This is a genomic window from Streptomyces sp. NPDC005202, assembly GCF_040608235.1.
In the GTDB taxonomy this organism is placed as follows: domain Bacteria; phylum Actinomycetota; class Actinomycetes; order Streptomycetales; family Streptomycetaceae; genus Streptomyces.
On sequence record NZ_JBEXHW010000005.1, the window covers coordinates 86,411 to 107,159 of the forward strand.

The 20,749-nt window shown below is 72.0% G+C and carries 21 protein-coding genes and 4 pseudogenes; 12 read left to right on the forward strand and 13 right to left on the reverse strand.

The window, feature by feature from the left end; translation table 11 throughout:
- The first annotated feature begins 2 nt into the window (after positions 1–2).
- The 4 genes from ABZV31_RS11640 to ABZV31_RS11655 all read left to right on the forward strand — a co-directional run bounded on the left by ABZV31_RS11640 (position 3) and on the right by ABZV31_RS11655 (position 4,618).
- Positions 3–1,952: a fumarate reductase/succinate dehydrogenase flavoprotein subunit gene (locus tag ABZV31_RS11640; protein WP_355891437.1), complete on the forward strand. Its 1,950-nt coding sequence runs from the start codon at positions 3–5 to the stop codon at positions 1,950–1,952.
- Positions 1,949–2,698: a succinate dehydrogenase/fumarate reductase iron-sulfur subunit gene (locus tag ABZV31_RS11645; protein WP_355891440.1), complete on the forward strand. Its 750-nt coding sequence runs from the start codon at positions 1,949–1,951 to the stop codon at positions 2,696–2,698. The genes ABZV31_RS11640 and ABZV31_RS11645 overlap by 4 nt, the downstream gene beginning before the upstream one ends.
- A gap of 229 nt (positions 2,699–2,927) precedes the next feature.
- A complete protein-coding gene (locus tag ABZV31_RS11650) occupies positions 2,928–3,698 on the forward strand; it encodes a GNAT family N-acyltransferase (RefSeq protein ID WP_355891443.1) in 771 nt (256 codons plus the stop codon).
- Complete coding sequence (locus ABZV31_RS11655; RefSeq protein ID WP_355891445.1) at positions 3,698–4,618, forward strand: lysophospholipid acyltransferase family protein; 921 nt, start codon at positions 3,698–3,700, stop codon at positions 4,616–4,618. The genes ABZV31_RS11650 and ABZV31_RS11655 overlap by 1 nt, the downstream gene beginning before the upstream one ends.
- On the opposite strand, the pseudogene ABZV31_RS11660 reads toward ABZV31_RS11655, so the two are convergent.
- A pseudogene (locus tag ABZV31_RS11660) lies at positions 4,585–5,738 on the reverse strand (ABC transporter); the annotation flags it as partial. The gene ABZV31_RS11655 and the pseudogene ABZV31_RS11660 sit on opposite strands and share 34 nt — an antisense overlap.
- Positions 5,739–5,761: 23 nt before the next feature.
- Between ABZV31_RS11660 and ABZV31_RS11665 the strand changes: the two are divergent.
- The gene (locus ABZV31_RS11665) at positions 5,762–5,905 is read left to right on the forward strand and encodes a hypothetical protein (protein WP_355891448.1); all 144 of its coding nucleotides are present in this window, start codon (positions 5,762–5,764) and stop codon (positions 5,903–5,905) included.
- A gap of 552 nt (positions 5,906–6,457) precedes the next feature.
- Here ABZV31_RS11665 and ABZV31_RS11670 read toward each other — a convergent pair.
- The 3 genes and pseudogenes from ABZV31_RS11670 to ABZV31_RS11680 all read right to left on the reverse strand — a co-directional run.
- Positions 6,458–6,898, reverse strand: a pseudogene (locus tag ABZV31_RS11670) (MsnO8 family LLM class oxidoreductase); the annotation flags it as partial.
- 51 nt (positions 6,899–6,949) lie between these two features.
- Entirely contained in the window at positions 6,950–7,183 is a 234-nt protein-coding gene (locus ABZV31_RS11675) for a hypothetical protein (RefSeq protein ID WP_355891451.1), read from the reverse strand.
- The gene (locus tag ABZV31_RS11680; RefSeq protein WP_355891454.1) at positions 7,162–8,337 is read right to left on the reverse strand and encodes a right-handed parallel beta-helix repeat-containing protein; all 1,176 of its coding nucleotides are present in this window, start codon (positions 8,335–8,337) and stop codon (positions 7,162–7,164) included. The genes ABZV31_RS11675 and ABZV31_RS11680 overlap by 22 nt, the downstream gene beginning before the upstream one ends.
- On the opposite strand from ABZV31_RS11680, the gene ABZV31_RS11685 reads away from it, so the two are divergent.
- Entirely contained in the window at positions 8,321–8,812 is a 492-nt protein-coding gene (locus tag ABZV31_RS11685) for a hypothetical protein (protein ID WP_355891457.1), read from the forward strand. The two genes, ABZV31_RS11680 and ABZV31_RS11685, sit on opposite strands and share 17 nt — an antisense overlap.
- Positions 8,813–8,855: 43 nt before the next feature.
- Here the strand turns inward: ABZV31_RS11685 and ABZV31_RS11690 are convergent, their stop codons facing one another.
- Positions 8,856–9,071 carry a dodecin gene (locus ABZV31_RS11690; RefSeq protein ID WP_355891460.1) on the reverse strand — a complete coding sequence of 72 codons (216 nt, stop codon included), beginning with the start codon at positions 9,069–9,071 and terminating at the stop codon, positions 8,856–8,858.
- A 235-nt stretch (positions 9,072–9,306) separates the two neighbouring features.
- Here ABZV31_RS11690 and ABZV31_RS11695 point away from each other — a divergent pair.
- Positions 9,307–9,865: pseudogene (locus ABZV31_RS11695) on the forward strand (hypothetical protein).
- 16 nt (positions 9,866–9,881) lie between these two features.
- Here the strand turns inward: ABZV31_RS11695 and egtD are convergent.
- From egtD to egtA, 4 genes are read right to left on the reverse strand one after another with little or no spacing between them, the layout of a single operon-like run.
- Positions 9,882–10,844, reverse strand: a complete 963-nt coding sequence (egtD, locus tag ABZV31_RS11700) for an L-histidine N(alpha)-methyltransferase (protein ID WP_355891463.1) — start codon at positions 10,842–10,844, stop codon at positions 9,882–9,884.
- Positions 10,841–11,632, reverse strand: a complete 792-nt coding sequence (gene egtC / locus ABZV31_RS11705; RefSeq protein ID WP_355891465.1) for an ergothioneine biosynthesis protein EgtC — start codon at positions 11,630–11,632, stop codon at positions 10,841–10,843. The genes egtD and egtC overlap by 4 nt, the downstream gene beginning before the upstream one ends.
- Positions 11,632–12,948 (reverse strand): ergothioneine biosynthesis protein EgtB, encoded by a 1,317-nt coding sequence (egtB, locus tag ABZV31_RS11710; protein ID WP_355891468.1) that lies wholly within the window; start codon positions 12,946–12,948, stop codon positions 11,632–11,634. The genes egtC and egtB overlap by 1 nt, the downstream gene beginning before the upstream one ends.
- Positions 12,945–14,246, reverse strand: coding sequence for an ergothioneine biosynthesis glutamate--cysteine ligase EgtA (gene egtA / locus ABZV31_RS11715; protein ID WP_355891471.1), 1,302 nt, complete (start codon positions 14,244–14,246; stop codon positions 12,945–12,947). Before egtA ends, egtB begins: the two co-directional genes overlap by 4 nt.
- A gap of 277 nt (positions 14,247–14,523) precedes the next feature.
- On the opposite strand from egtA, the pseudogene ABZV31_RS11720 reads away from it, so the two are divergent.
- A pseudogene (locus ABZV31_RS11720) lies at positions 14,524–15,379 on the forward strand (TIGR02452 family protein).
- A gap of 45 nt (positions 15,380–15,424) precedes the next feature.
- Here ABZV31_RS11720 and ABZV31_RS11725 read toward each other — a convergent pair.
- Positions 15,425–15,871: a type II toxin-antitoxin system PemK/MazF family toxin gene (locus ABZV31_RS11725; protein WP_355891473.1), complete on the reverse strand. Its 447-nt coding sequence runs from the start codon at positions 15,869–15,871 to the stop codon at positions 15,425–15,427.
- Positions 15,872–15,954: 83 nt separating this feature from the next.
- Complete coding sequence (locus ABZV31_RS11730) at positions 15,955–16,380, reverse strand: hypothetical protein (RefSeq protein WP_355891475.1); 426 nt, start codon at positions 16,378–16,380, stop codon at positions 15,955–15,957.
- A gap of 112 nt (positions 16,381–16,492) precedes the next feature.
- Here ABZV31_RS11730 and ABZV31_RS11735 point away from each other — a divergent pair, with 112 nt between their 5' ends.
- The 4 genes from ABZV31_RS11735 (at position 16,493) to ABZV31_RS11750 (ending at position 18,620) form a co-directional block, all read left to right on the forward strand.
- Complete coding sequence (locus tag ABZV31_RS11735; protein WP_355891477.1) at positions 16,493–17,161, forward strand: helix-turn-helix domain-containing protein; 669 nt, start codon at positions 16,493–16,495, stop codon at positions 17,159–17,161.
- A 47-nt stretch (positions 17,162–17,208) separates the two neighbouring features.
- Complete coding sequence (locus ABZV31_RS11740) at positions 17,209–17,637, forward strand: hypothetical protein (RefSeq protein WP_355891480.1); 429 nt, start codon at positions 17,209–17,211, stop codon at positions 17,635–17,637.
- 87 nt (positions 17,638–17,724) lie between these two features.
- Positions 17,725–18,219, forward strand: coding sequence for a MarR family transcriptional regulator (locus ABZV31_RS11745; protein ID WP_355891482.1), 495 nt, complete (start codon positions 17,725–17,727; stop codon positions 18,217–18,219).
- The gene (locus ABZV31_RS11750; RefSeq protein WP_355891485.1) at positions 18,216–18,620 is read left to right on the forward strand and encodes a hypothetical protein; all 405 of its coding nucleotides are present in this window, start codon (positions 18,216–18,218) and stop codon (positions 18,618–18,620) included. Before ABZV31_RS11745 ends, ABZV31_RS11750 begins: the two co-directional genes overlap by 4 nt.
- A 91-nt stretch (positions 18,621–18,711) precedes the next feature.
- Here the strand turns inward: ABZV31_RS11750 and ABZV31_RS11755 are convergent, their stop codons facing one another.
- Together ABZV31_RS11755 and ABZV31_RS11760 are read right to left on the reverse strand one after the other, a co-directional pair.
- Positions 18,712–20,205, reverse strand: coding sequence for an SPFH domain-containing protein (locus tag ABZV31_RS11755; protein WP_355891487.1), 1,494 nt, complete (start codon positions 20,203–20,205; stop codon positions 18,712–18,714).
- Between the two features lie 134 nt (positions 20,206–20,339).
- Positions 20,340–20,558: a hypothetical protein gene (locus ABZV31_RS11760; RefSeq protein WP_355891490.1), complete on the reverse strand. Its 219-nt coding sequence runs from the start codon at positions 20,556–20,558 to the stop codon at positions 20,340–20,342.
- Between the last annotated feature and the right edge of the window lie 191 nt (positions 20,559–20,749).

Here is a 20,749-nt window from a genome sequence, read left to right on the forward strand (position 1 = left end):
CCATGACCTCGTACACCGACTACACGACCGGCGCGCCGGTCGTCGACACCAAGGCCCCGTCCGGCCCGATCCACGAGCGCTGGGACAAGCGCCGCTTCGAGGCGAAGCTGGTCAACCCCGCCAACCGGCGCAAGCACACGATCATCGTCGTCGGCACCGGACTCGCCGGCGGCTCCGCGGGGGCCACCCTCGCCGAACAGGGCTACCACGTCGTCCAGTTCTGCTACCAGGACTCCCCGCGCCGCGCCCACTCGATCGCCGCGCAGGGCGGCATCAACGCGGCGAAGAACTACCGCAACGACGGCGACTCGATCCACCGCCTCTTCTACGACACCGTCAAGGGCGGCGACTTCCGGGCGCGGGAGTCGAACGTCCACCGGCTCGCCCAGATCTCGGTGGAGATCATCGACCAGTGCGTGGCGCAGGGCGTGCCCTTCGCCCGCGAGTACGGCGGCCTGCTCGACACCCGCTCCTTCGGCGGCGTCCAGGTCTCCCGCACGTTCTACGCCCGCGGCCAGACGGGCCAGCAGCTCCTGCTCGGCGCCTACCAGGCGCTGTCCCGGCAGATCGCCGCCGGGAACGTCGAGATGCACCCGCGCACCGAGATGCTCGACCTGATCGTCATTGACGGGCGGGCCCGGGGCATCGTGGCCCGCGACCTGATCACCGGGAAGATCGACACGTACTTCGCGGACGCCGTCGTACTGGCCTCCGGCGGCTACGGCAACGTCTTCTACCTGTCGACGAACGCCATGAACTCCAACGCGACCGCCATCTGGCGGGCGCACCGGCGCGGCGCCTACTTCGCCAACCCCTGCTTCACGCAGATCCACCCCACCTGCATCCCGCGCACCGGCGACCACCAGTCCAAGCTCACCCTGATGAGCGAGTCGCTGCGCAACGACGGCCGGATCTGGGTGCCGAAGGCCAGGGGCGACAACCGGCCGCCGAACGAGATCCCCGAGGACGAGCGCGACTACTACCTGGAGCGCATCTACCCCTCCTTCGGCAACCTCGTCCCCCGCGACATCGCCTCCCGCGCCGCCAAGAACGTCTGCGACGAGGGCCGCGGCGTCGGCCCCGGCGGCCAGGGCGTCTACCTCGACTTCGGCGATGCGATCAAGCGGATGGGCAGGAAGAAGGTCGAGGAGAAGTACGGCAACCTCTTCGAGATGTACGAGCGGATCACCGCGGAGAACCCGTACGAGGTGCCGATGCGGATCTACCCCGCCGTGCACTACACGATGGGCGGACTGTGGGTCGACTACGACCTGCAGACCACGATCCCGGGCCTGTTCGCGATCGGCGAGGCCAACTTCTCCGACCACGGCGCGAACCGCCTCGGCGCCTCCGCGCTGATGCAGGGCCTGGCCGACGGCTACTTCGTGCTGCCGGCCACCATCAACGACTACCTGGCCCGCAACCCGCACCAGGACCCGGTCACCGACGACCACCCCGTCGTCAAGGAGGTCGTGGCCGAGACCGAGGACCGGCTCAACCTGCTCCTCTCCGTCGACGGCGACCGTACCCCGGACTCCTTCCACCGCGAGGTCGGCGAGCTGATGTGGGAGTTCTGCGGCATGGCCCGCACCGACGCCGGCCTGCGCAAGGCCCTGGAGCGCATCCCGCAGATCCGCGAGGAGTTCTGGCGGCGCATCAAGGTGCCCGGCACCGGCGAGGAGCTCAACCAGTCCCTGGAGAAGGCCAACCGCATCGTCGACTACCTGGAGCTCGCCGAGCTGATGTGCCTGGACGCGCTGCACCGCACCGAGTCCTGCGGCGGCCACTTCCGCGAGGAGTCCCAGACCCCCGACGGCGAGGCCGCCCGCAAGGACGACGAGTTCTCCTACGCGGCCGCCTGGGAGTTCACCGGCACCGGCGAGGCGCCCGTCCTGCACAAGGAAGACCTGGTCTTCGAGTACGTCCACCCCACCCAGCGGAGCTACGCATGAAGCTCACCCTGCGCGTCTGGCGGCAGAAGAACGCCGACGCCGACGGCGCCATGTCCACCTACGAGGTGGACGGCATCTCGCCCGACATGTCCTTCCTGGAGATGCTGGACGTCCTCAACGAACAGCTCATCCTCTCCGGTGAGGAACCCGTCGCCTTCGACCACGACTGCCGCGAGGGCATCTGCGGCGCGTGCAGCCTGGTGATCAACGGCGAGGCGCACGGCCCCGAGCGCACCACCACCTGTCAGCTGCACATGCGGTCCTTCAAGGACGGCGACACCATCGACATCGAGCCGTGGCGCGCGGCCGCCTTCCCGGTGGTCAAGGACCTGGTCGTGGACCGCTCGGCCTTCGACCGGATCATCCAGGCCGGCGGCTACATCACCGCCCCCACCGGCTCCGCACCCGAGGCCCACGCCACGCCCGTGCCCAAGCCGGACGCCGACTACGCATTCGAGCACGCCGAGTGCATCGGCTGCGGCGCCTGCGTGGCCGCCTGCCCGAACGGCGCGGCGATGCTCTTCACCTCCGCCAAGATCAACCACCTCAACGTCCTGCCGCAGGGCGCGCCCGAGCGTGAGACCCGCGTGCTGGACATGGTGGCGCAGATGGACGAGGAGGGCTTCGGCGGCTGCACCCTCACCGGCGAGTGCGCCACCGCCTGCCCGAAGGGCATCCCGCTGACCTCCATCACGCACATGAACAGGGAGTGGCTGCGGGCGACCCGGAAGGTGGCCAAGCGGTAGAGCCGCCTTGGTAGGAGACGTTCGCCGACAGGGTGCGGACGGGCGGGACCGGAGTGTGGTGCTCATCCCCGGTCCCGCCAGGCACCCCTGGCATTCAACAACCTCACACTCGGCCTCTCTGCACTGGTCACGCGAAGGTCAGCCGGCATCGGAAGAACAAGGGGCGGCGGACCGCACGACCCCTCCGCCCGTCGCCTCGCCGAACCCGGCCCATGACCAGGAGAGAGCCATGACCGGCGTCACCACGCTCGATCGCCCCCCGCAGCCCGCGGCGCCCACTCGCTACACCGTCAGCCTCGCCCGCGACGAAGCGGACGTGCGGGCCGCGCAGCGGCTGCGGCACGACGTCTTCGCCGGGGAGATGGGCGCCCTGCTGTCCAGCCCGCAGCCGGGGTTGGACATCGACGCCTTCGACGCGTACTGCGACCACCTCCTCGTGCACGACACGATCACCGGGCAGGTCGTGGGCACCTACCGGCTGCTGCCGCCGGAGCGGGCCGCGATCGCCGGACGCCTGTACTCGGAGGGCGAGTTCGACCTGGCACAGCTGGACGCGATCCGGCCCGGCATGGTGGAGGTGGGCCGCTCCTGCGTGCACCCCGACCACCGCGACGGCGCGGTGATCGGACTGATCTGGGCCGGGATAGCGCGCTACATGGTGGACCGCGGCCACGAGTGGCTGGCGGGCTGCTGCTCGATCCCGCTGGCCGACGGCGGCGCGCTCGCGTCCGCCACCTGGGACCGGGTGCGCGCCAAGCACCTGGCTCCGGAGGAGTTCCGGGTACGACCGCTGCTGCCCTGGGTCCCGAACACCGAGGCCCCGGCCGCCCCCGCCGACGTGCCCGCCCTGCTGCGCGGCTACCTCCGCCTGGGTGCCTGGGTGTGCGGAGAGCCCGCCCACGACCCGGACTTCGGGGTCGCCGACCTGTACGTGCTGCTGTCGATGCGCCGGGTCAACCCGCGCTATCTGCGGCACTTCCTCTCCCTCGTACCGGTCTGATGAGCGTCTGGCTGCCCAGCGCGCCCTGCACCCCGAGGGCGTGCGTGGAGCCGACGGGGACCGCGGCGGCCCTGCCGCGGGCCGTGCTGCGGCTCACGGCGGTCGCGGTCCTGGTGCTGGCCGGGATCGCGCTGTCGCCGCTCGGCGGGCGGATCCCCGCCGAGCTGGTCCGAAGGTGGTGCCGGGCGATCGTACGGGCCTCGGGGGTCCGGGTCCGCATCACCGGCACCACCCCGCCGGCCGGTGGCCTGCTGCTGGTGGCCAACCACATCTCGTGGCTGGACATCCCGCTGCTGGCGGCGGTGCGCCCGGCCCGGATGCTGGCCAAGACGGAGATCCGCCGGTGGCCGGTGGCGGGCGCGCTGGCGGCCCGCGGCGGCGCCCTGTTCATCGAGCGGGACCGGCTGCGCGCCCTGCCGGACACGGTCGCGCGGATCACCGGGGCGCTGCGCGAGGGTGCCGCGGTCGCGGCCTTCCCCGAGGGCAGCACCTGGTGCGGCCGCGCCCAGGGCCCCTTCCGCCGGGCCGTCTTCCAGGCCGCCCTCGACGCCCGGGTCCCGGTCCAGCCGGTCCGCATCCGCTACCGCCTGGCCGGGGGAGCGGCCACCACGACCCCGGCCTTCGTCGGCGAGGACACCCTGCTCGCCTCGCTGTGGCGGGTGGTGTCGTCGCGTGGCCTGGTGGCCGAGGTGGAGGTGAGCCCGGCCATCCCGGCGGACGCCCACCCGGACCGCCGCGCGCTCGCCGAGGCCGCCCAGCCGGACAGGGCGGGCGAGCCGCGGTGGACACACGCGGCGCTGGTGAGGCAGGTGGCCGGACGGACGGAGCAGCCGCCCTCCGGCGTGGACGACCGGTTGACCGCAGGTCTGACCGGGCCGCGGCAGAGCTATCCGTCGCCCCGCAGCGCCCGTGCGAGATAGGGAGCCGTAGCGCTCCCCTCCGCCCGGGCGACCTCCGCCGGCGGACCTGCCGCCACGATCCGCCCGCCCGCGTCGCCGCCGCCCGGGCCCAGGTCGATGACCCAGTCGGCGCCCGCGACGACGGACATGTCGTGCTCGACGACGATCACGGTGTGCCCGGCGTCGACGAGACCGTGCAGCTGGCGCATCAGCACCTCGACGTCGGCCGGATGCAGGCCGGTCGTCGGCTCGTCGAGGAGGTAGAGCGTGTGGCCGCGGCGGCCGCGCTGCAGTTCGCTCGCGAGCTTGATGCGCTGGGCCTCGCCGCCCGAGAGCTCGGTCGCGGGCTGGCCCAGGCGCAGGTAGCCGAGGCCGACGTCGAGGAGGGTGCCGAGGCTGCGGGCGACGGCCGGGGTGTCGGCGAAGAACTCCGCCGCGCTCTCCACCGTCAGATCGAGGACCTGCGCGATGTTCCGTCCCCGGTACGTCACTTCGGTACGTCACTTCGAGTGTCTCGGGGTTGTAGCGGGCCCCGCCGCAGTCCGGGCACGGCGCGTACGTGCTCGGCAGGAACAGCAGCTCCACACCCACGAACCCCTCGCCCTGACAGGTCTCGCACCGCCCGCCCGCCACGTTGAAGGAGAACCGCCCGACGCCGTAACCGCGCTCACGGGCCTCGTCCGTGGCCGCCTTCCGTACGGTGTCGAAGAGCCCGGTGTACGTGGCCAGGTTCGACCGCGGGGTGCGGCCGATCGGCTTCTGGTCCACCGAGACCAGCCTCCCGACGCCCGCCAGCCTCCGTGATCTCGCCGATGAGCGTCGACTTCCCCGACCCTGACACACCGGTGACCGCGCTGAAGGCACCGAGCGGGAACTCGGCCGTCACCCCGCGCAGGTTGTGGCGGGTGACCGGGCCGACCTTCACCTGCCCACGGGGCTCGCGGACTTCGCGTACCGGAGCGGGGGAACGGTCGAACAGGAAGCGGGCCGTCGCCGACTCCGCGACCCCCTCCAGGTCGGCCACCGGACCGCTGTGCAGCACCCGCCCGCCGTGCTCTCCGGCGCGCGGGCCGATGTCCACGACCCAGTCGGCGCCGCGCACGACGTCCAGGTGGTGCTCCACCACGAACACCGAGTTGCCCTGTCCCGACGGACGAACGGGACGTGGGCGTCGACCGACGCTGCCGGAGCGACACGGCGGGCGGCAGCCCGGTGATCTCCCCGACCTTCGGAGCGCCGACCTGGTGGATCAGCCTGCGGGCGTACGGCGCGACCGACTCGAAGTACCGCCGCTGGGCCTCCGCGTAGATCGTCCCGAACGACAGGTGCTGCACGTGGCCGGCCAGGATGGCCAAGTGAACACTCAATTCCTTCCATGAAGCCGCGAGTTCGGTGCCGGAAGGTTCTGTGCTCGATGCGGTGTAGCGCCCCGGAGTGACGTCCACCTCGTCGTCCAGCAGGTCGAGCAGGGGGACGCGGACGGTGCTCTCCGGCAAATCGTCGTCCGGGCGGTCGAGGGCTTCCAGCGCGGAGAGGACGAAAGAGCCCAGAGCGTCCCAGTCGGGTCCCGGCTCGCGCCCGCCTGCAAACACGCGCGGCTTCTGTATGGGGAGTGTGGAGGACGGGAGAAATGCAGGAATTTGCTCCGGGAATGCTGCTCCGCGACCGCTACCGGCTGAAGTCGGTGCTCGGTCAAGGCGTGATGGGCCAGGCGTGGCAGAGCTACGACCTGCACCCCGAGCGGCCCGTGTCAGTGAAGACCGTCGCCGCGGAACTGCGGGCCGTGCCCCGCAGCCGCACGGAGGCGCTGACGCGGAGCCTGTTGTGCAGAGTGGAGAGTGCGGCGGGCATCTCGCCCCGGAACCAGCCGAGCAGCTCCTCGAGCTGCGCCGCGAAGTCCTCGACGTCGCCCTTGTCGCGTCCCAGGGCCTTGCGCACGCCGTCGGTGAAGCCCACGGAACGGCCCAGCCCCATGTCGATACGGCCCGGGAACAGCGACTCCAGCACGCCGAACTGCTCGGCCACGACCAAGGGCCGGTGGTTGGGCAGCATCACCCCGCCGGTGCCGACCCGGATCGTGCGGGTCGCGGCGGCGACGGCCGCGGCCAGTACGGTCGGGGCGGATCCGGCGACACCGGGCACGCCGTGGTGCTCCGACACCCAGAACCGGTGACAGCCCAGCCGCTCCGCCTCCTGCGCCAGCCGCACGGTGTCCCGCAGCGCCTCGGCGTCCGGGTGACCCTCGCGGGTGCGGGAGCGGTCGAGCACGGAGAAGCGGGTGGCAGCGATCACTGAACTCACACAGGGTTCAACGCCGGGGGCCCGCAGGATTCCCGCGGCCGTCCCGGGCCGTCAGTGCGAGGGGGCGTCCGTCTCGGGACCCCAGTACTCCGGCCCGCCCCCGCGCCAGTCGATCAGCGGGGACACCGCGACCTCCAAGGGGTCGACGTCCAGCCCGGCGCGGCGGAGGAACTCGGCGACGTCCGCGACGCCGTACGCCAGCCCGAGGATCTCCCCGTTCACGCGGACGCGCCGGCCGCCCGTCGGGGAGGGCGGGTGCACGATCACGGGCAGTGGTCCGGACATGTTTCCAGCATCGGGGGCACGGCCCGGACACGCATCCCGACGGCGCCGCTGTGATGCTGTGACCGAGGTCGGGAATCGACCCGGGCGCTCAGCAGGTCGGTGAGGCCGAGCCGGTCGTGGCAGTCGGTGCGGACACTGTCGGCCACGTCGCCGGCCCTCGCGGAGCCGTCGGCGGCGGGGTCGATGCCGAAGCGGGGACAGGCAACCGGAGCCGGACGGCGTGTCACAGCCGGGCCCGGACGTTCGCCCCGTTGCGGGGGACGAGGAACCCCGGGGCCGGTGGGCAGGGAGCCGTCCTGGGTACGCGGGCCCGTGACGGGGGTGGGGTCCGTGCTGAGGACGGACGACTCGTTCCACGTGCCGCCCGGATTCCAGGAGTTGCCGGTGGAGACCGTCGAGGCGCCGAGGGCGGCGGCGCGCGTGTCGGCGACGGACAGGTCGGCGGTGAGCAGGGCCTTTCCGCCCGCGGTGTCGACGTCGAAGCCGGTGCCCTGGTTGGCGTAGGTGGTGTCGTGGGTCAGGGTGAGCGCGCCCGCGTTGCCGTTGTCCGTGAAGCCGTGCGCCGCGTTCTTGAAGGCGATGCTGTTGCGCACGGTGTGGGCCACCGCCGGGGCCGGGCTGCCCCCGCCGAGCTTGAGGCCGTTGCCGTCGCCCGCGAAGTCGGGGAAGTCCCAGCGGATGAAGCCGTTGCCGTACGCGATCGTGTCCTCGATGAGGACCGGCGAGGTGAACTTCCACGCGTCGAAGCCGTCGTCGACGTTGTTCCACAGCCGTGCGCCGCGCACCACGTTGACGCTTCCGCTGGCTTCCTTGATCGCCAGACCGTCGGCGCTCTCGCCGTTCTTGCGGGGGTCTCGGTTGGCGTAACTGTCCAGGTTCAGGATCTGATTGTCGCCGGAGGTGCCCTGGAGCTGGAAGCCGGTCTCGTAGTTGTCGTGCGTGGACAGGCGGGCGAAGACGTTGCCGGTGCAGCCGTCGCAGCCTGCTCGCCCTGCCCGTGGTACGCATGCGTCCTCCCGCTCCGACGCTCCGACTGCCGGCCCTGTCTGCCTGTTCCGTCGCAGGGCAGTGGCCGCCGGGAGCGGGAAGGTTGCCGGGGTGAGCGGGGCGGATGCGGGGCTGTTTAGGCTGGGCGGCGTGACGGACAGCAGCAAACGGCCCCTCGCCGTGTTCGATCTGGACAACACCCTTGCCGACACGGCGCACCGGCAGCGGTTCCTGGAGCGCCGGCCCCGGGACTGGGACGCCTTTTTCGCGGCCGCCCCCGAGGACCCTCCGCTCGAAGAGGGCGTGCGGCTCGCCCGGGACAGCGCGCGGGAGTGCGAGGTCGTCTACCTCACCGGGCGGCCCGAGCGCTGCCGCCGCGACACGCTCGACTGGCTCGCCGCCCACGGGATGCCCGAGGGGCGGGTCTTCATGCGGCGCAACGACGACCGCAGGCCCGCCCGGCGCACCAAGCTGGAGGTCCTCCGCCGCCTCGCCCGCGACCGCGAGGTCCGTGTCCTCGTGGACGACGACGAGCTGGTGTGCGAGGACGCCGAACGGGCGGGTTTTCCCGTCCTGCAGGCCCGCTGGGCGACCCCGTCCGCCGAACTGAAGGTCGCGCAGGAGCGCGAAGGACGGACCTGAGAGAGACCTCGGAGAGATCCGGCTTTCGGACCTTCCGGACCGGTCAGTCCGCGTCCTCGATCCGGAAGCCGACCTTCAGGCCGACCTGGTAGTGCTCGATCTGCCCGTTCTCGATCTGGCCCCTGACCTGGGTCACCTCGAACCAGTCCAGGTTGCGCAGGGTCTGCGAGGCGCGGGTGATGGCGTTGCGGATGGCCTGGTCGACGCCCTCGTGCGAGCTGCCGACGATCTCGGTGACCCGGTACGTGTGGTCGGTCATGCGGGTGCTCCTCTCCGCCGGGACGGGGACATCACGTCCACCCGTGGCGCATGTGTCACGCGTCACTCCACCGTGCCGTATGCGGAGGCAGAGCGCGAGGCGTACGCCTCCACGGTCCCTGCGCCCATGACCTCCGCATTGGTCCATACCAAAATCCTGCACACCCGTGCGAAACCTCGCTTGCCCCCCCACGTCGGGACCCTCCGCCTGTCCGCCAGACAGAACAGGACCCCTCGTGAGATGTGGCCTCCTCGCCCTCCTCTGTGTGACCGCCTCCCTCGTGAGCGCCTGCGGTGTACTGCCGCACGGCGGAAGCGAGCAGCACACCGTCACCGTGTGGCTGATGAAGGACAGCGCGTCGAAGGAGTTCCTGCGGCGCTTCACCGAGGACTTCGCGCGCACCCACGGGGATCTGCGCCTCGACATCCGCATCCAGGAGTGGACCGGGATCGGCCAAAGGTGCAGGCCGCGCTCACGGCGGACTCCGGGCACGGTCCCGACGTCATCGAGGTCGGCAACACGCAGGTCGCGCAGTACGTCGAGGGCGGCCGGCTGACCAATCCGACGCTCGAGTAACTCGCCGGAGCGGTCGCGGGCGAGGAGGGGGCGCGGCCATGGCGGCGGGCGCCGCGCACGGCCTGGCGACCCCCGGCACGCCGCAGTGGGCGGCGGTCGAGGCCGACAACCCGATCAAGGAGTACATGACGAAGGTGCTCACCGGATCCGGTCCGGTGACCGAGGCCCGCCGCGCCTCCCGCCGGATCACTCAGGCACTCGCCCCGAACCTGGGATGAAAGTCCCTGCCGGCTCTCATCGCGCCACGCTCAGCGACAGCGCAAAGCGCCCCTCTCCGTCGGTCCACCACCGTGTCAACTCCAGCCCGGCCGCGGCCAGTTCCGCGCTCACGCCCTCCTTCCTGAACTTGGCCGACACCTCGGTGCGCAGCTCCTCGCCCGCCGCGAAGTAGACGGCGAGATCGAGCGCGGGCACCTTCACGGTCTGCGCCGTCCGGGAGCGCAGCCGCATCTCGATCCACTCGTTGCCGGGGTCCCAGAGCGCGACGTGCTCGAAGGCGTCGAGATCGAAGTCGGCACCCAGCTCGCGGTTGACGACGGCCAGGACGTTCTTGTTGAACGCGGCCGTCACCCCGGCCGCGTCGTCGTACGCCCTGACCAGGACCCGTTCGTCCTTGACCAGGTCCGTGCCGAGCAGCAGGGCGTCGCCGGGGGAGAGCAGGGCGCGGACCCGGCCCAGGAACGTGGCGCGCTCGGCGGGCAGCAGGTTCCCGATCGTGCCGCCGAGGAACGCCAGCAACCGTGGTCCGGGCGTGTCGGGGAGCGTCAGCCGCGCGGTGAAGTCGGCGATCAGCGCGTGCACGTTCAGCCCCGGCCGCTCGGCGACCAGTGCCTGCCCGGCCTGTGTGAGGGCGCTGTCGCTGACGTCGACGGGGATGTAGGTGTGGAGGTCGGTCAGCGCGTCGATCAGGTAGCGCGTTTTCTCCGAGGAGCCGGAGCCCAGTTCGATCAGGGTGCGGGCGGGCATCGAGGCGGCGATCTCGTCGGCGCGGGTGATGAGGATCTCGCGCTCGGCGCGCGTCGGGTAGTACTCGGGCAGCTCGGTGATCTGCTCGAACAGCTCGCTGCCGTGCGCGTCGTAGAACCACTTCGGCGGCAGCGTCTTGGGGTCGGAGGTCAGGCCGTGGAGGACGTCGGCGCGCAGCGCGGCGGCCATGGCGTCCTCGGGCAGGATGCTGGTGAGATGGAACGGACTCACGTACGGGGCTCCTCGGATGGTGCGGATGCCAGGTCCTCGGTGAGGTCCTTGAGCGGGGTGAGCAGGACGTCCGTGCGGCTCGCCGCGAGCAGGGTGCAATCGGGGACCTGACGCCAGTGGGGGTCGTCGTCGTACGGCTCGGAGGCCACGACCGTGCGGCGGCCGGGCTCCGCGAGGTACCAGAGGGTGTCGCCCCAGGTGGTCGCGGCGATGGTCTCGCCGTTGGTGAGCAGCAGGTTGAGCCGGGATCCGGGGGCCGCCGCGGCGACCTCCAGCACGGTGTCGGCGAGCGCCTGGCCCTCCTCGTCGCCACCGCGCAGGCGGGCCAGCACCAGCGCCCACACGAGGGCGGAGTCGTTGCGGGCCTGAAGCGACAGCAGGTCCTGCGGCGGCAGGGTCCGGGCGACCGCGGCGAGCGAGCCCGGCCAGCCGGTCACGGCGCCGTTGTGGCTGAACAGCCACCGGCCCGCGGCGAACGGCGCCGCCGCGGCCTCCGCGTCCGCGCCCGCCAGGGTCGCGTCCCGCACCGCGGCGAGCAGCGCCGTGGTCCGTACGACCCTGGCCAGGTCGGCGAAGGACAGGTCGGCCCAGATGGGCCCGGCCCGGCGGTACCGCGCCGGCACCGGGTCCCCCTCGGCGTACCAGCCCACCCCGAAACCGTCGGCGTTGACCGTCCCGTACCGCTGCTGACGTGGCGCCCACGACTGGCGGTACAGCCCGTGCGGGGGCTCCACCAGGAGCCGGCCGAGCGGCTCCTCGGTACCCAGGTACGCCAGGTGACGGCACATCAGACGTCCGCCGAGCGGGCCGTGCGGAACCCGGCGAAGATCTGCCGCCGGATCGGGTGGTCCCAGTTGCGGAACGTGCCCCGGCAGGCCACCGGGTCCACGGCGAACGAACCGCCGCGCAGCACCTTGTACTCCGGCCCGAAGAAGACCTCCGAGTACTCCTTGTACGGGAACGCCTGGAACCCCGGATACGGCAGGAAGCCGCTCGCCGTCCACTCCCACACGTCACCGATCAACTGCCGTACGCCGAGCGGTGATTCACCGGCCGGATAGCTGCCGGCGGGAGCCGGGCGCAGGTGCTGCTGGCCCAGGTTGGCGTGCTGTGGGGTCGGGTCGGCGTCGCCCCACGGGTAGCGCATCGTGCGGTCGCCCGCGGGGTCGTGGCGGGCGGCCTTCTCCCACTCGGCCTCGGTGGGCAGCCGGCGCCCGGCCCAGCGGGCGTAGGCGTCGGCCTCGTACCAGCACACGTGCAGCACCGGCTCGTCGGGCGGCACGGCCTCGGTGACGCCGAAGCGGCGCCTGAGCCACTGGCCGCCGTCGCGGCGCCAGAAGAGCGGCGCGCCGATGTCGTGCTGCCGTATGTGGGCCCAGCCCTCCGGTGTCCACCAGCGGGGGTCCTCGTAGCCGCCGTCCTCGATGAACGCCTGGTAGGCGGCGTTCGTCACCGGAGTGGTGTCGATGTGGAACGGCGGCACCTCGCGTATGTGCGCGGGCCGCTCATTGTCCAGCGCCCACGGTTCGGTGGAGGTGCCCATGGTGAAGGGACCGCCGGGGACGAGGACTTCGGCCGGGCCGGTGAACAGCGCCGCCGGTTCCGGGTCCGGGGCCGTCAGGGCCTGCGGGCCCTTACGGAGCTGATGGGTGATCAGCATCGTTTCGTCGTGCTGCTGTTCGTGTTGCGCGATCATCCCGAAGGCGAAGCCCGCCTCGGTCAGCCGCGTTCCGTGGAACGCGGTGCTCTCCAGCAGGTCCATCACCCGGCCGCGCACCTCCGCCGCGTACGTGCGGGCCTCGTCCGGCGGCAGCAGCGGCAGTGAGGGCCGTTCGGCGCGCGGGTGCTCGAAGGCGTCGTACAGAGTGTCGATCTCGGGGCGCATCGCCTCCCGTCCGGCCACCGCCCGCAGCAGCCACAGCTCCTCCTGGTTGCCGATGTGCGCGAGGTCCCACACCAGCGGGGACATCAGCGGTGAGTGCTGGGCGGTGAGGTCGGGCTCGTCGACGCAAGTGGTCAGAAGCGTGGTGCGGTCACGGGCCGTGGTCAGCGTGGTCAGCGCCCGCTCGCGGAGCGTCTCGGCATCGTGGGCGGGGTCGGTCATGTGCGGATGTCCTTCCCGTGGGCGCGACGGTCCGTGCCGCGCAGTGGGTCGAGCAGGTCGTCGGCGGGACAGCGGCGCTTCAGGACGTAGCGGTCCAGGTACGCCGCGACGGCGCCCGTGACCTGGTGGCTGGCGCCGAGCCGCGGCAGGGCCTCCAGGGCCGCCGCGAAGCAGGCGACGGCCGCGTCGTACAGCTCGGGGTCGGCGAGCCCGGACCGGGCCGCCTCGATCCACAGCGGATTGTGCGGCGCGGGCAGGGCCAGGCCCCGCTCGGCAAGTGGCTTCACCGCCCGGTAGGTGGTCTCGGCCGCTCCCGGGTCGTCGAAGAGCGCCGCCGTCACCGCGAGCGGCACGATCCACCCGTCGTCCCCGGGCTGCGCGTCGATCATGCGGAGCTCGAGGTGGCCGCGCGGCCTGACCGGCGGGAACAGGGTCGTGAGGTGGTAGACGAGATCGTCCCTGGTCGGCGGCCTCGGGACGGCCGACCGGGTCCACTCCCGGAAGGTCAGCTCCTCGGGCACGTCCCACGGCCCGTCGTCGCGCCGGACGCACATCACGGGCGCGTCCAGCACGTGCCGGGCCCAGGCGGCGCGCGGATCGCCGTCCAGCGGGGGAGCGCCCGCCCGGCCCGCGCCGATCTCCGTCCACAGCAGCTGCCGGGTGGAGAGCCAGCCCGTGGGCTGCCGCCCGAGCAGCGGGGAGTTGGCGAACGCGGCCACCAGGACCGGGCCCAGCTGGTGGGCGAGCCACCAGCGCCGCCCGTGGCCGAGCGGCCCGGGTTCCTCGTGGCCCGCGTCCAGGCACACCTGGACGGAGGCCGAGGTGCACATCATGTGGCGACCGGCCGGACCTCGGCGGTCCAGACAGGCCTCCATGGCGTCGTAGCGCCGCTCGCGCAGGAACCGCCGGGGCGTGTGCCAGGGGTCGTGGCCGAGGCCGACGAGGCCGAGGTCGTCCTTTGCGAGGACGGCGCGGACGGCGTCGAGGTCGGCGGAGACGGTACCGATGCACTCCATCAGGGAGGCGGCGGGCGGCGAGCTCAGTTCCAGCTGGCCGCCGGGCTCGACGGTGAGCGCCGACCTCAGGGGCACGGTCCGCAGCGCGGCATAGGCCGCTTCGAGTCGTTCGGGTGTCACGGGGAGCTGCGGCGAACGCAGCTCGTGGACGAGCCATTCCACTTCGACCCCGAGGGCGCGGGGCGGTCCGGTCTTGAAGCAGATGCCGTGGACCAGAGCCTCTACCTCGGCTTCGGTGACGGCGGCACGGGGCTCCGTACAGCCACTTGACGAATCGGACATGTCGGGATCCTCCTGAGATTCCACCATGCCACCGGCCTGGGGCTGGCGGGCTCGGACCGGCATTGTTCCGTCCCACCCAAGACCCTCCGGCCGATTCGCACAAGGGTACAGATCGTGACAAACCTGGTCCGCAATCTCCGTTTCCGTGATGTACCCGTGAGGTCCCGGGCCGGGAAACTCCGTTGCACCGCATGTCCAGGATCGCTCACGATGCGTTCATGAGCACGACGGGGGAGGCCGCGCGGCCCGCGATCATGGCGCCTACGGGGGTGGCGCCATGAGTGCGCGCCTGCGCGGCATCGCGCAGCAGACGGAGCAGATCGTGGCGGCGGGGGCGTACCGCACCGCCGATGGGCGCGAGGTGTCCCTCGCGGCGACGGTCGAGGCCGCGCGGGAGGGCACGCGGAAGTACGGGCCGGACCCGGTACCGGTGCCGCCGTGGGCTCCCGCGGAGACATGCGTCGAGGTCACAGGTGAGAGCAGCCTGGAGGCCGCCCGCCGGCTCACCGGCCCGGTGGCCATACTGAACTTCGCCTCGGCCCTCCCCAAGCTCTCAGCTTCGTTCGAGCAGGGGTGCCCCCATCCCCGGAGGCGGCTTCCTGAACGGCGCACAGGCCCAGGAGGAGGCCCTGTGCCGCGCCTCCGCGCTGTAGACGTGCCTGCTGCGGGCGCGGCAGTTCTACGACCACCACCGGGCCCACCGCGACCCCTTCTACTCGGACCGGGTCGTCCACTCACCCGCCGTGCCCGTCTTCCGCGACGACCGCGGCCGCCTGCTCGACGAGCCGTACACCGCCGGCTTCCTGACCGCCGCGGCCCCGAACGCCGGGATCGTCCTGCGTAGGGCACCGGAGCGCGCCGCCGAACTGCCGCGCGCCTTGGCCGTCCGGGCCGAGCGAGTGCTGGAGACGGCCGCGGCACAGGGCTGCCGGCGACTGGTGCTGGGCGCCTGGGGCTGCGGCGTGTTCCGCAACAACCCGGCGCAGGTGGCGCGCGCCTTCCGGCTCGAGCTCGGCGGGCGGTTCGCGGGGGCCTTCGCGCATGTGGTGTTCGCGGTGCTGGACCGCACCCCGGGGAACGTGGTCCGTGAGGCGTTCGTACGGGCGTTTCCGGAGCGTCAGCGCTTGCCGTGAGGTTCGGTGTGGAGGGAGCCGGCGCCCGGTCATGACGCGGGCGCCTCAGTTCCAGCCGTACCGCTCCCGCAGCCGGTGCACCACGAGGTTGAACCGCATCCGGTCCAGCGCGCACGCCTCGCGCCGCATGCCCTCCTCGTGCAGCCGCAGCACCCGGTCGACGTCCACCCAGGAGTCCCGCCCCGAACGGTCCCAGGGGCCGTTCCCGATCGGCACCCACTCCCGGTCGCCGTCGTGCCGCTTGCTGGACAGCTGAACGGCGAGGAACGTGCCCGCGGCCTCCCGGGCCACGACGAGCACCGGCCGGTCCTTTCCGCGGCCGTCGTTCTCCTCGAAGGGCACCCACGTCCAGACGATCTCCCCGGGGTCGGGGTCGCCGTCGTGTGCGGGCGAGTACTCGGTCCGCACCCGGCCGACCTCACGGGGGTCGGCCTCGGTGGTGGCGGTGGGGCCGTGGCGGCCGGGGACGCTCTCATCGGCAAACGCAGTCACGGGGGCACCTTAGAGCGTGCGTCCCCGGGCATGGACACCGGGCGTACGGCGGTCAACTGCCGTCCGCCCGAAGCGTGCATGGGTCACGCCGGTGACACGTCGGCGCGAGGGCGGATCTGCATGCCGGGGCGGCGCCGGTGGACGGTCAGGTAGGCGAGGCCGTCGTCGCCCGCGGTGATGCTGCGGGTGGAGCCGTGCGGCAGCCAGAGCAGCGCGCCCTCGGCCAGGGGCTGGGGTTCATCCGCGGGGCCCGCGCCGAGAACGCCGGAGCCGGACACGACCAGAAGCAGGACGTCCAGGTCGGGCTCGGAGTGGGGTGCGATGCGCCCGCCCGGGGCGAGACGGACGACGTTGGCGTCGAGTTGCCGGCCGGCCTCGGCCAGCTTCCACCACACGCCCGCCGGTGACGGATCGGCCGCGTCGGTCAGCGAACGGGTGTTGCACAGGACGCGCGGATCGGCCCCTGCTCGGTCGGCCGGCTCGGCGTCGATCGCGGAAGGCGGCGTCATGGTGTCCCCCTCGGTCCCTGTGCTGCTCTCTTTCTGGCACTCCTCGCAACCGTAAGATTAGTACATGTAGTATTCGTAAAAAATCACCGCAGGTGAGGGAGGGTGATCGGGCGTGGCCACCCTGCGGGAGAGCCCTCGTCGTCGCGAGGTGCTGGACGTGCTGCGCGCTGCGGCGCAGCCGCTGGGTGTCGCGGAGGCCGCCGAGCGGATCGGGGTCCACCCCAACACCGTGCGGTTCCATCTGGACGCCCTGGTGGCCGAGGGAGTGGTCGAACGGCGGGTCGAGGAGCCGTCCGGCCCCGGACGTCCGCGCACCGTCTACGAGCCGCGACCGGGCATGGACCGTGGGGGAACGCGCAGCTACCGCCTGCTGGCGCAGATCCTGCTCAGCCAGTTGGCGTCCACCGGCGAGGAGGCGCGCCCGGCCGCGATGGAGGCCGGCCGGGCGTGGGGCCGTTTTCTGATCGATCCGCTGCCGCCCTTCCGGCAGCCGACGGCCGAGCAGTCGGTGGCCCGGCTCGTCGCCCTGCTGGACGACCTCGGCTTCGCCCCGGCCCTGGAGAAAAGCGGCGACGCGGGGGCGCCGGAGTCGATCCGCCTTCGGCACTGCCCCTTCCTCGAACTGGCCGAGGAGTACGGCCCGTTGGTCTGCTCGGTCCATCTGGGCCTGATGCAGGGGGCGTTGGCCGAACTGCGGGCCCCGCTGACCGCGACCGGTCTGGAACCGTTCGCCGAACCCGACTCCTGTCTGGCCCACTTGGCCGAGGCATCCGCCGAATGAAGTGAACGGGCCGTGGGACGGCCCTGGGGAGAAAGGCACACACAGCGATGAACACCATGTCAACCGCCACGGCGAGCGCGGTCACCTTCGTCTGGCTCGGGATGGTGCTGGCGATCTCCTTCCTGGAGGCGCCGCTGAAGTTCCGCGCCCCGGGCGTGACCATCCCCATCGGCCTGGGCATCGGCCGACTGGTGTTCCGGGCGCTGAACCTCGTGGAGATCGCCCTGGCCGGCGCCGTGGTCGTCGCGATCTCAGTGGGCGGCGCACCGGCCCGGGTCACCGTGCTGACCGTGGCCGTGGCTGCTCTGCTCCTCGCCCAGCTGGCTGTCGTCCGCCCCCGCCTGAACCGCAGGTCCGACCTCGTCCTCGCCGGCGAGAACCTGCCCCGCTCGCGCGGCCACCTCGCCTACGTCGTCGTCGAAATCGCCAAGGTCGTCGTCCTGATCGCCCTGGGCGTCAGCCTGCTCGCGGTGTGACGCAGCCGGGGGTGCGCACGAGCCTCTCGCACACGAACCTCTCGTGCACTTGTCTCTCGTATGCGAGAGATTTCAGGAGGGCCATCCGTGACCCGGATCGACGACTGCATCGCGTTCGTGCTCAGCAAGGCCTACCAGCGCGTCCACGCCGAGCTGAAACCACGCCTCGCCGCCTTCGGACTGACCGCGCCGCAGTACGCCGTGCTGCTCGGCCTGTGGGAGCAGGACGGGCGCAGTTCGGCGCAGCTGCGCGAGCGGCTGGTGATGGACAGCGCGACGATCACCGGGGTGATCGACCGCCTGGAACGCAACGGCCCTGCTCACCCGCGCCCCCGACCGCAAGACCGCCGGCTCGTACGACTTCGTCTCACGGACGCGGGCAGGGCCCTGCGCGACGAGGTACAGCGGACGACCACCGAGCTCAACGCCGACGTGCTCGGGGCGTTCCGGGAGGCGGAGGCGGAGGACCTGGTGGCACGCCTGCGCACGATCGCGAGGAAGGACGAGCCCGAGAAGTCCGAGAGGTACGCGGGATCCGACGGGCCCGACAAGCGAGCCAGGAAGGACGAGCACCAGCGGTGAAGCGCCTGATCAACCCCGCCTGGGCCATGCTCGCCCTGGCCCCGCACGGCACCTGGCTGCTGGCCTTCGGCCTCCTCTTCGGCCTGGTGGGCTTCGCGACGGTCTACCCGACCAACGTGATCGCCACCCACCACTTCGTCCCCTCCCAACTCGGCGTGCTCTTCGGCCTGCTGCCGATGGTCCACCAGGTGCGCTCGGCCCTCGGCTCCTACGTCCCCGGCCTCCTGCACGACCTGACCGGCAGCTACACCCCCACCCTGTTCGGCTGCGCGGCAGCCCTGCTGGCGGCGACGCTGGTGTGTGTGGCGGTACTGCCGCCGCGCCGCGACACGGCGGGCACCGCACCGACGACGGCGGCTGAGCGCCGGGCTCCCGCTGTGTCCGGTTCCGTGGACGGATGACGCCGCGCCGTGACCGCGGGCTGACGGACCCGCCCGCGGTCACCAGGCGACTCACACGCTGCGTCAGGACAGGTCACGGAGCCCTTGGGCGCTACCGGCCCTCGTCCCGCTCCACCGGCACCTTCTGGGCCTGAGGTGTCGTGAGGCCGTTGCGGGACGGTGACGTGCCGTTCGGCACTTGGCCGTTCTGGTGCATCGAGGCGAGCAGTTGGCGGGCGAGGCCGAGACCCGTGCCGCCCATGGTGAGCGCCTTGGCGAACAACTCGGACATGCCGTCGGCGCCGTTGAGCAGCACCATGTTGTCGACGTTGCCGAAGGCCGCCGCGCCGGCCTGGACGATCTCCGGCCACTTCTCGGCGAGTTGCTGGGCGACGACGGCCTCCTGGTTCTCGGCGAGGGCGTCCGCCCGCGCCTTGATGGCCTCCGCCTCCGCGAGACCCTGGGCCTTGGTCGCCTCGGCCGCTGCCAGACCCCTGGCCTGTGCCGCCGCCGCCTCGGCCTCACCGGTGGCCCGGGTCGCCGCGGCCGTGGCCGCACCCCGGGTCTTGGTGGCCTCGGCCTCGGCGCCCGCGGCCGTCTTGACCCGGGTTGCCTCGGCCGCCGCCGCGAGCTCCGTCTCCTTCGCCTTGGCCTGCGCCGCCGAGATCCGCGCGTCGCGCTCGGCCTCGGCCAGCGTGCGCTTCTCGTACGCCTTGGCGTCCGCCGGCTTGCGGACGTCCGCCTGAAGCTGCTGCTCACGCCGGTGCGCTTCCAGTTCGGCGACCCGCGTCTCCTGGACGACGACCTCCTGCCGGGCGGCGGCATCGGCCAGCGGACCGGCCTGCCGGGCCTTCGCCGCCGCCTTGTCCCGCTCGGCCTGGTACCCGGCCTGCAGGATCTCGCTGTCCCGCGTGGCCTCCGCCATCCGCGCGAACGACTGCTGTTCCGCCTCCGTGGCGAGACGGTTCGCCTCCGCCTGCGCGATGCGCGCGTCCCGCTGGACGGCCGCCGCGTGCGGGGCGGCCAGGTTCTGGATGTAACCCGTCGGGTCCTCGATCTCGTGGATCTGCAGGGAGTCGACGATCAGGCCGAGCTTCTCCATCTCCGTACCGCAGGCCGCCCGGGTCTGCCCGGTGAGCTTCTCCCGGTCACGGATCATGTCCTCGACCGTCAACCCGCCCACGATGGACCGCAGATGACCGGCGAAGACGTTGTGCACCCGCTCCGCCATCAGCTTCTGCTGGTCCAGGAAACGGCGGGCCGCGTTGGCGATCGACACGAAGTCGTCGCCCACCTTGAAGATGACCACGCCCCGCACCTTCAGCGGAATGCCCTGGTGAGTCACGCAGTCCACGTGCAGTTCGGTCTCGTTCAGGTCGAGCGAGAGCTTGCGCACCGCCTGCACCCCGGGCAGCACCAGCGTGCCGCGCCCGGTGACGATGCGGAATCCCATGCCCTCCTCGAGGCCCTCCGTCCTGTGCTTGGAGCCCGAGATGATCAGTGCCTCGTTCGGTTCCGCGACACGCCACATCATCTTGAACAGACCGATCACAACGAGGACGGCTATGACTACCGCCCCCGCAACGACGCCGACGACCATCGGCATACGCCCCCTTTGCCTGGTGCCCTTTCGGCACCGAACGAAAGGGAGTGTGCTCCTGCGGGATCCCCGGGTGAAGACGCCGACGAATCCTTGTTGCAGTCTTGACGCGTACGGCTCTCAACTGCGGCGGAGCGGGCTCAACTGTCGTACGCCTCGGTGACGTAGACGGTCCTCGGCGGCAGGTACTCCACGACCATGACCACGGTGCCCCGCTCGATACGGCCCGACCCGCCGGCCGGGTAGGCGAGGAAGTGCTCGGCGCCGCCGCGCACGCGGACGATCACCTCACCGACGAGCCCGGGCCCGACCGTTCCGGTGACCCGCCCCATGAGCCCGACCATCGACACATCGTGCATGGCCACAGCGTACGGGCCGAACGCGGCCATGCCGCCGGGGAAGTCGGGCGCCGAGCCGGCCCCGGCCGTGGCGGGCCATGCCCGGAACAGGTGATGCCGGAACAGGCGATGCCGGAACAGGTGATGCCGGAACAGGCGATGCCGGAACAGGCGATGCCGGAACAGCGATGCGGGAACAGGTAATGCGCGAA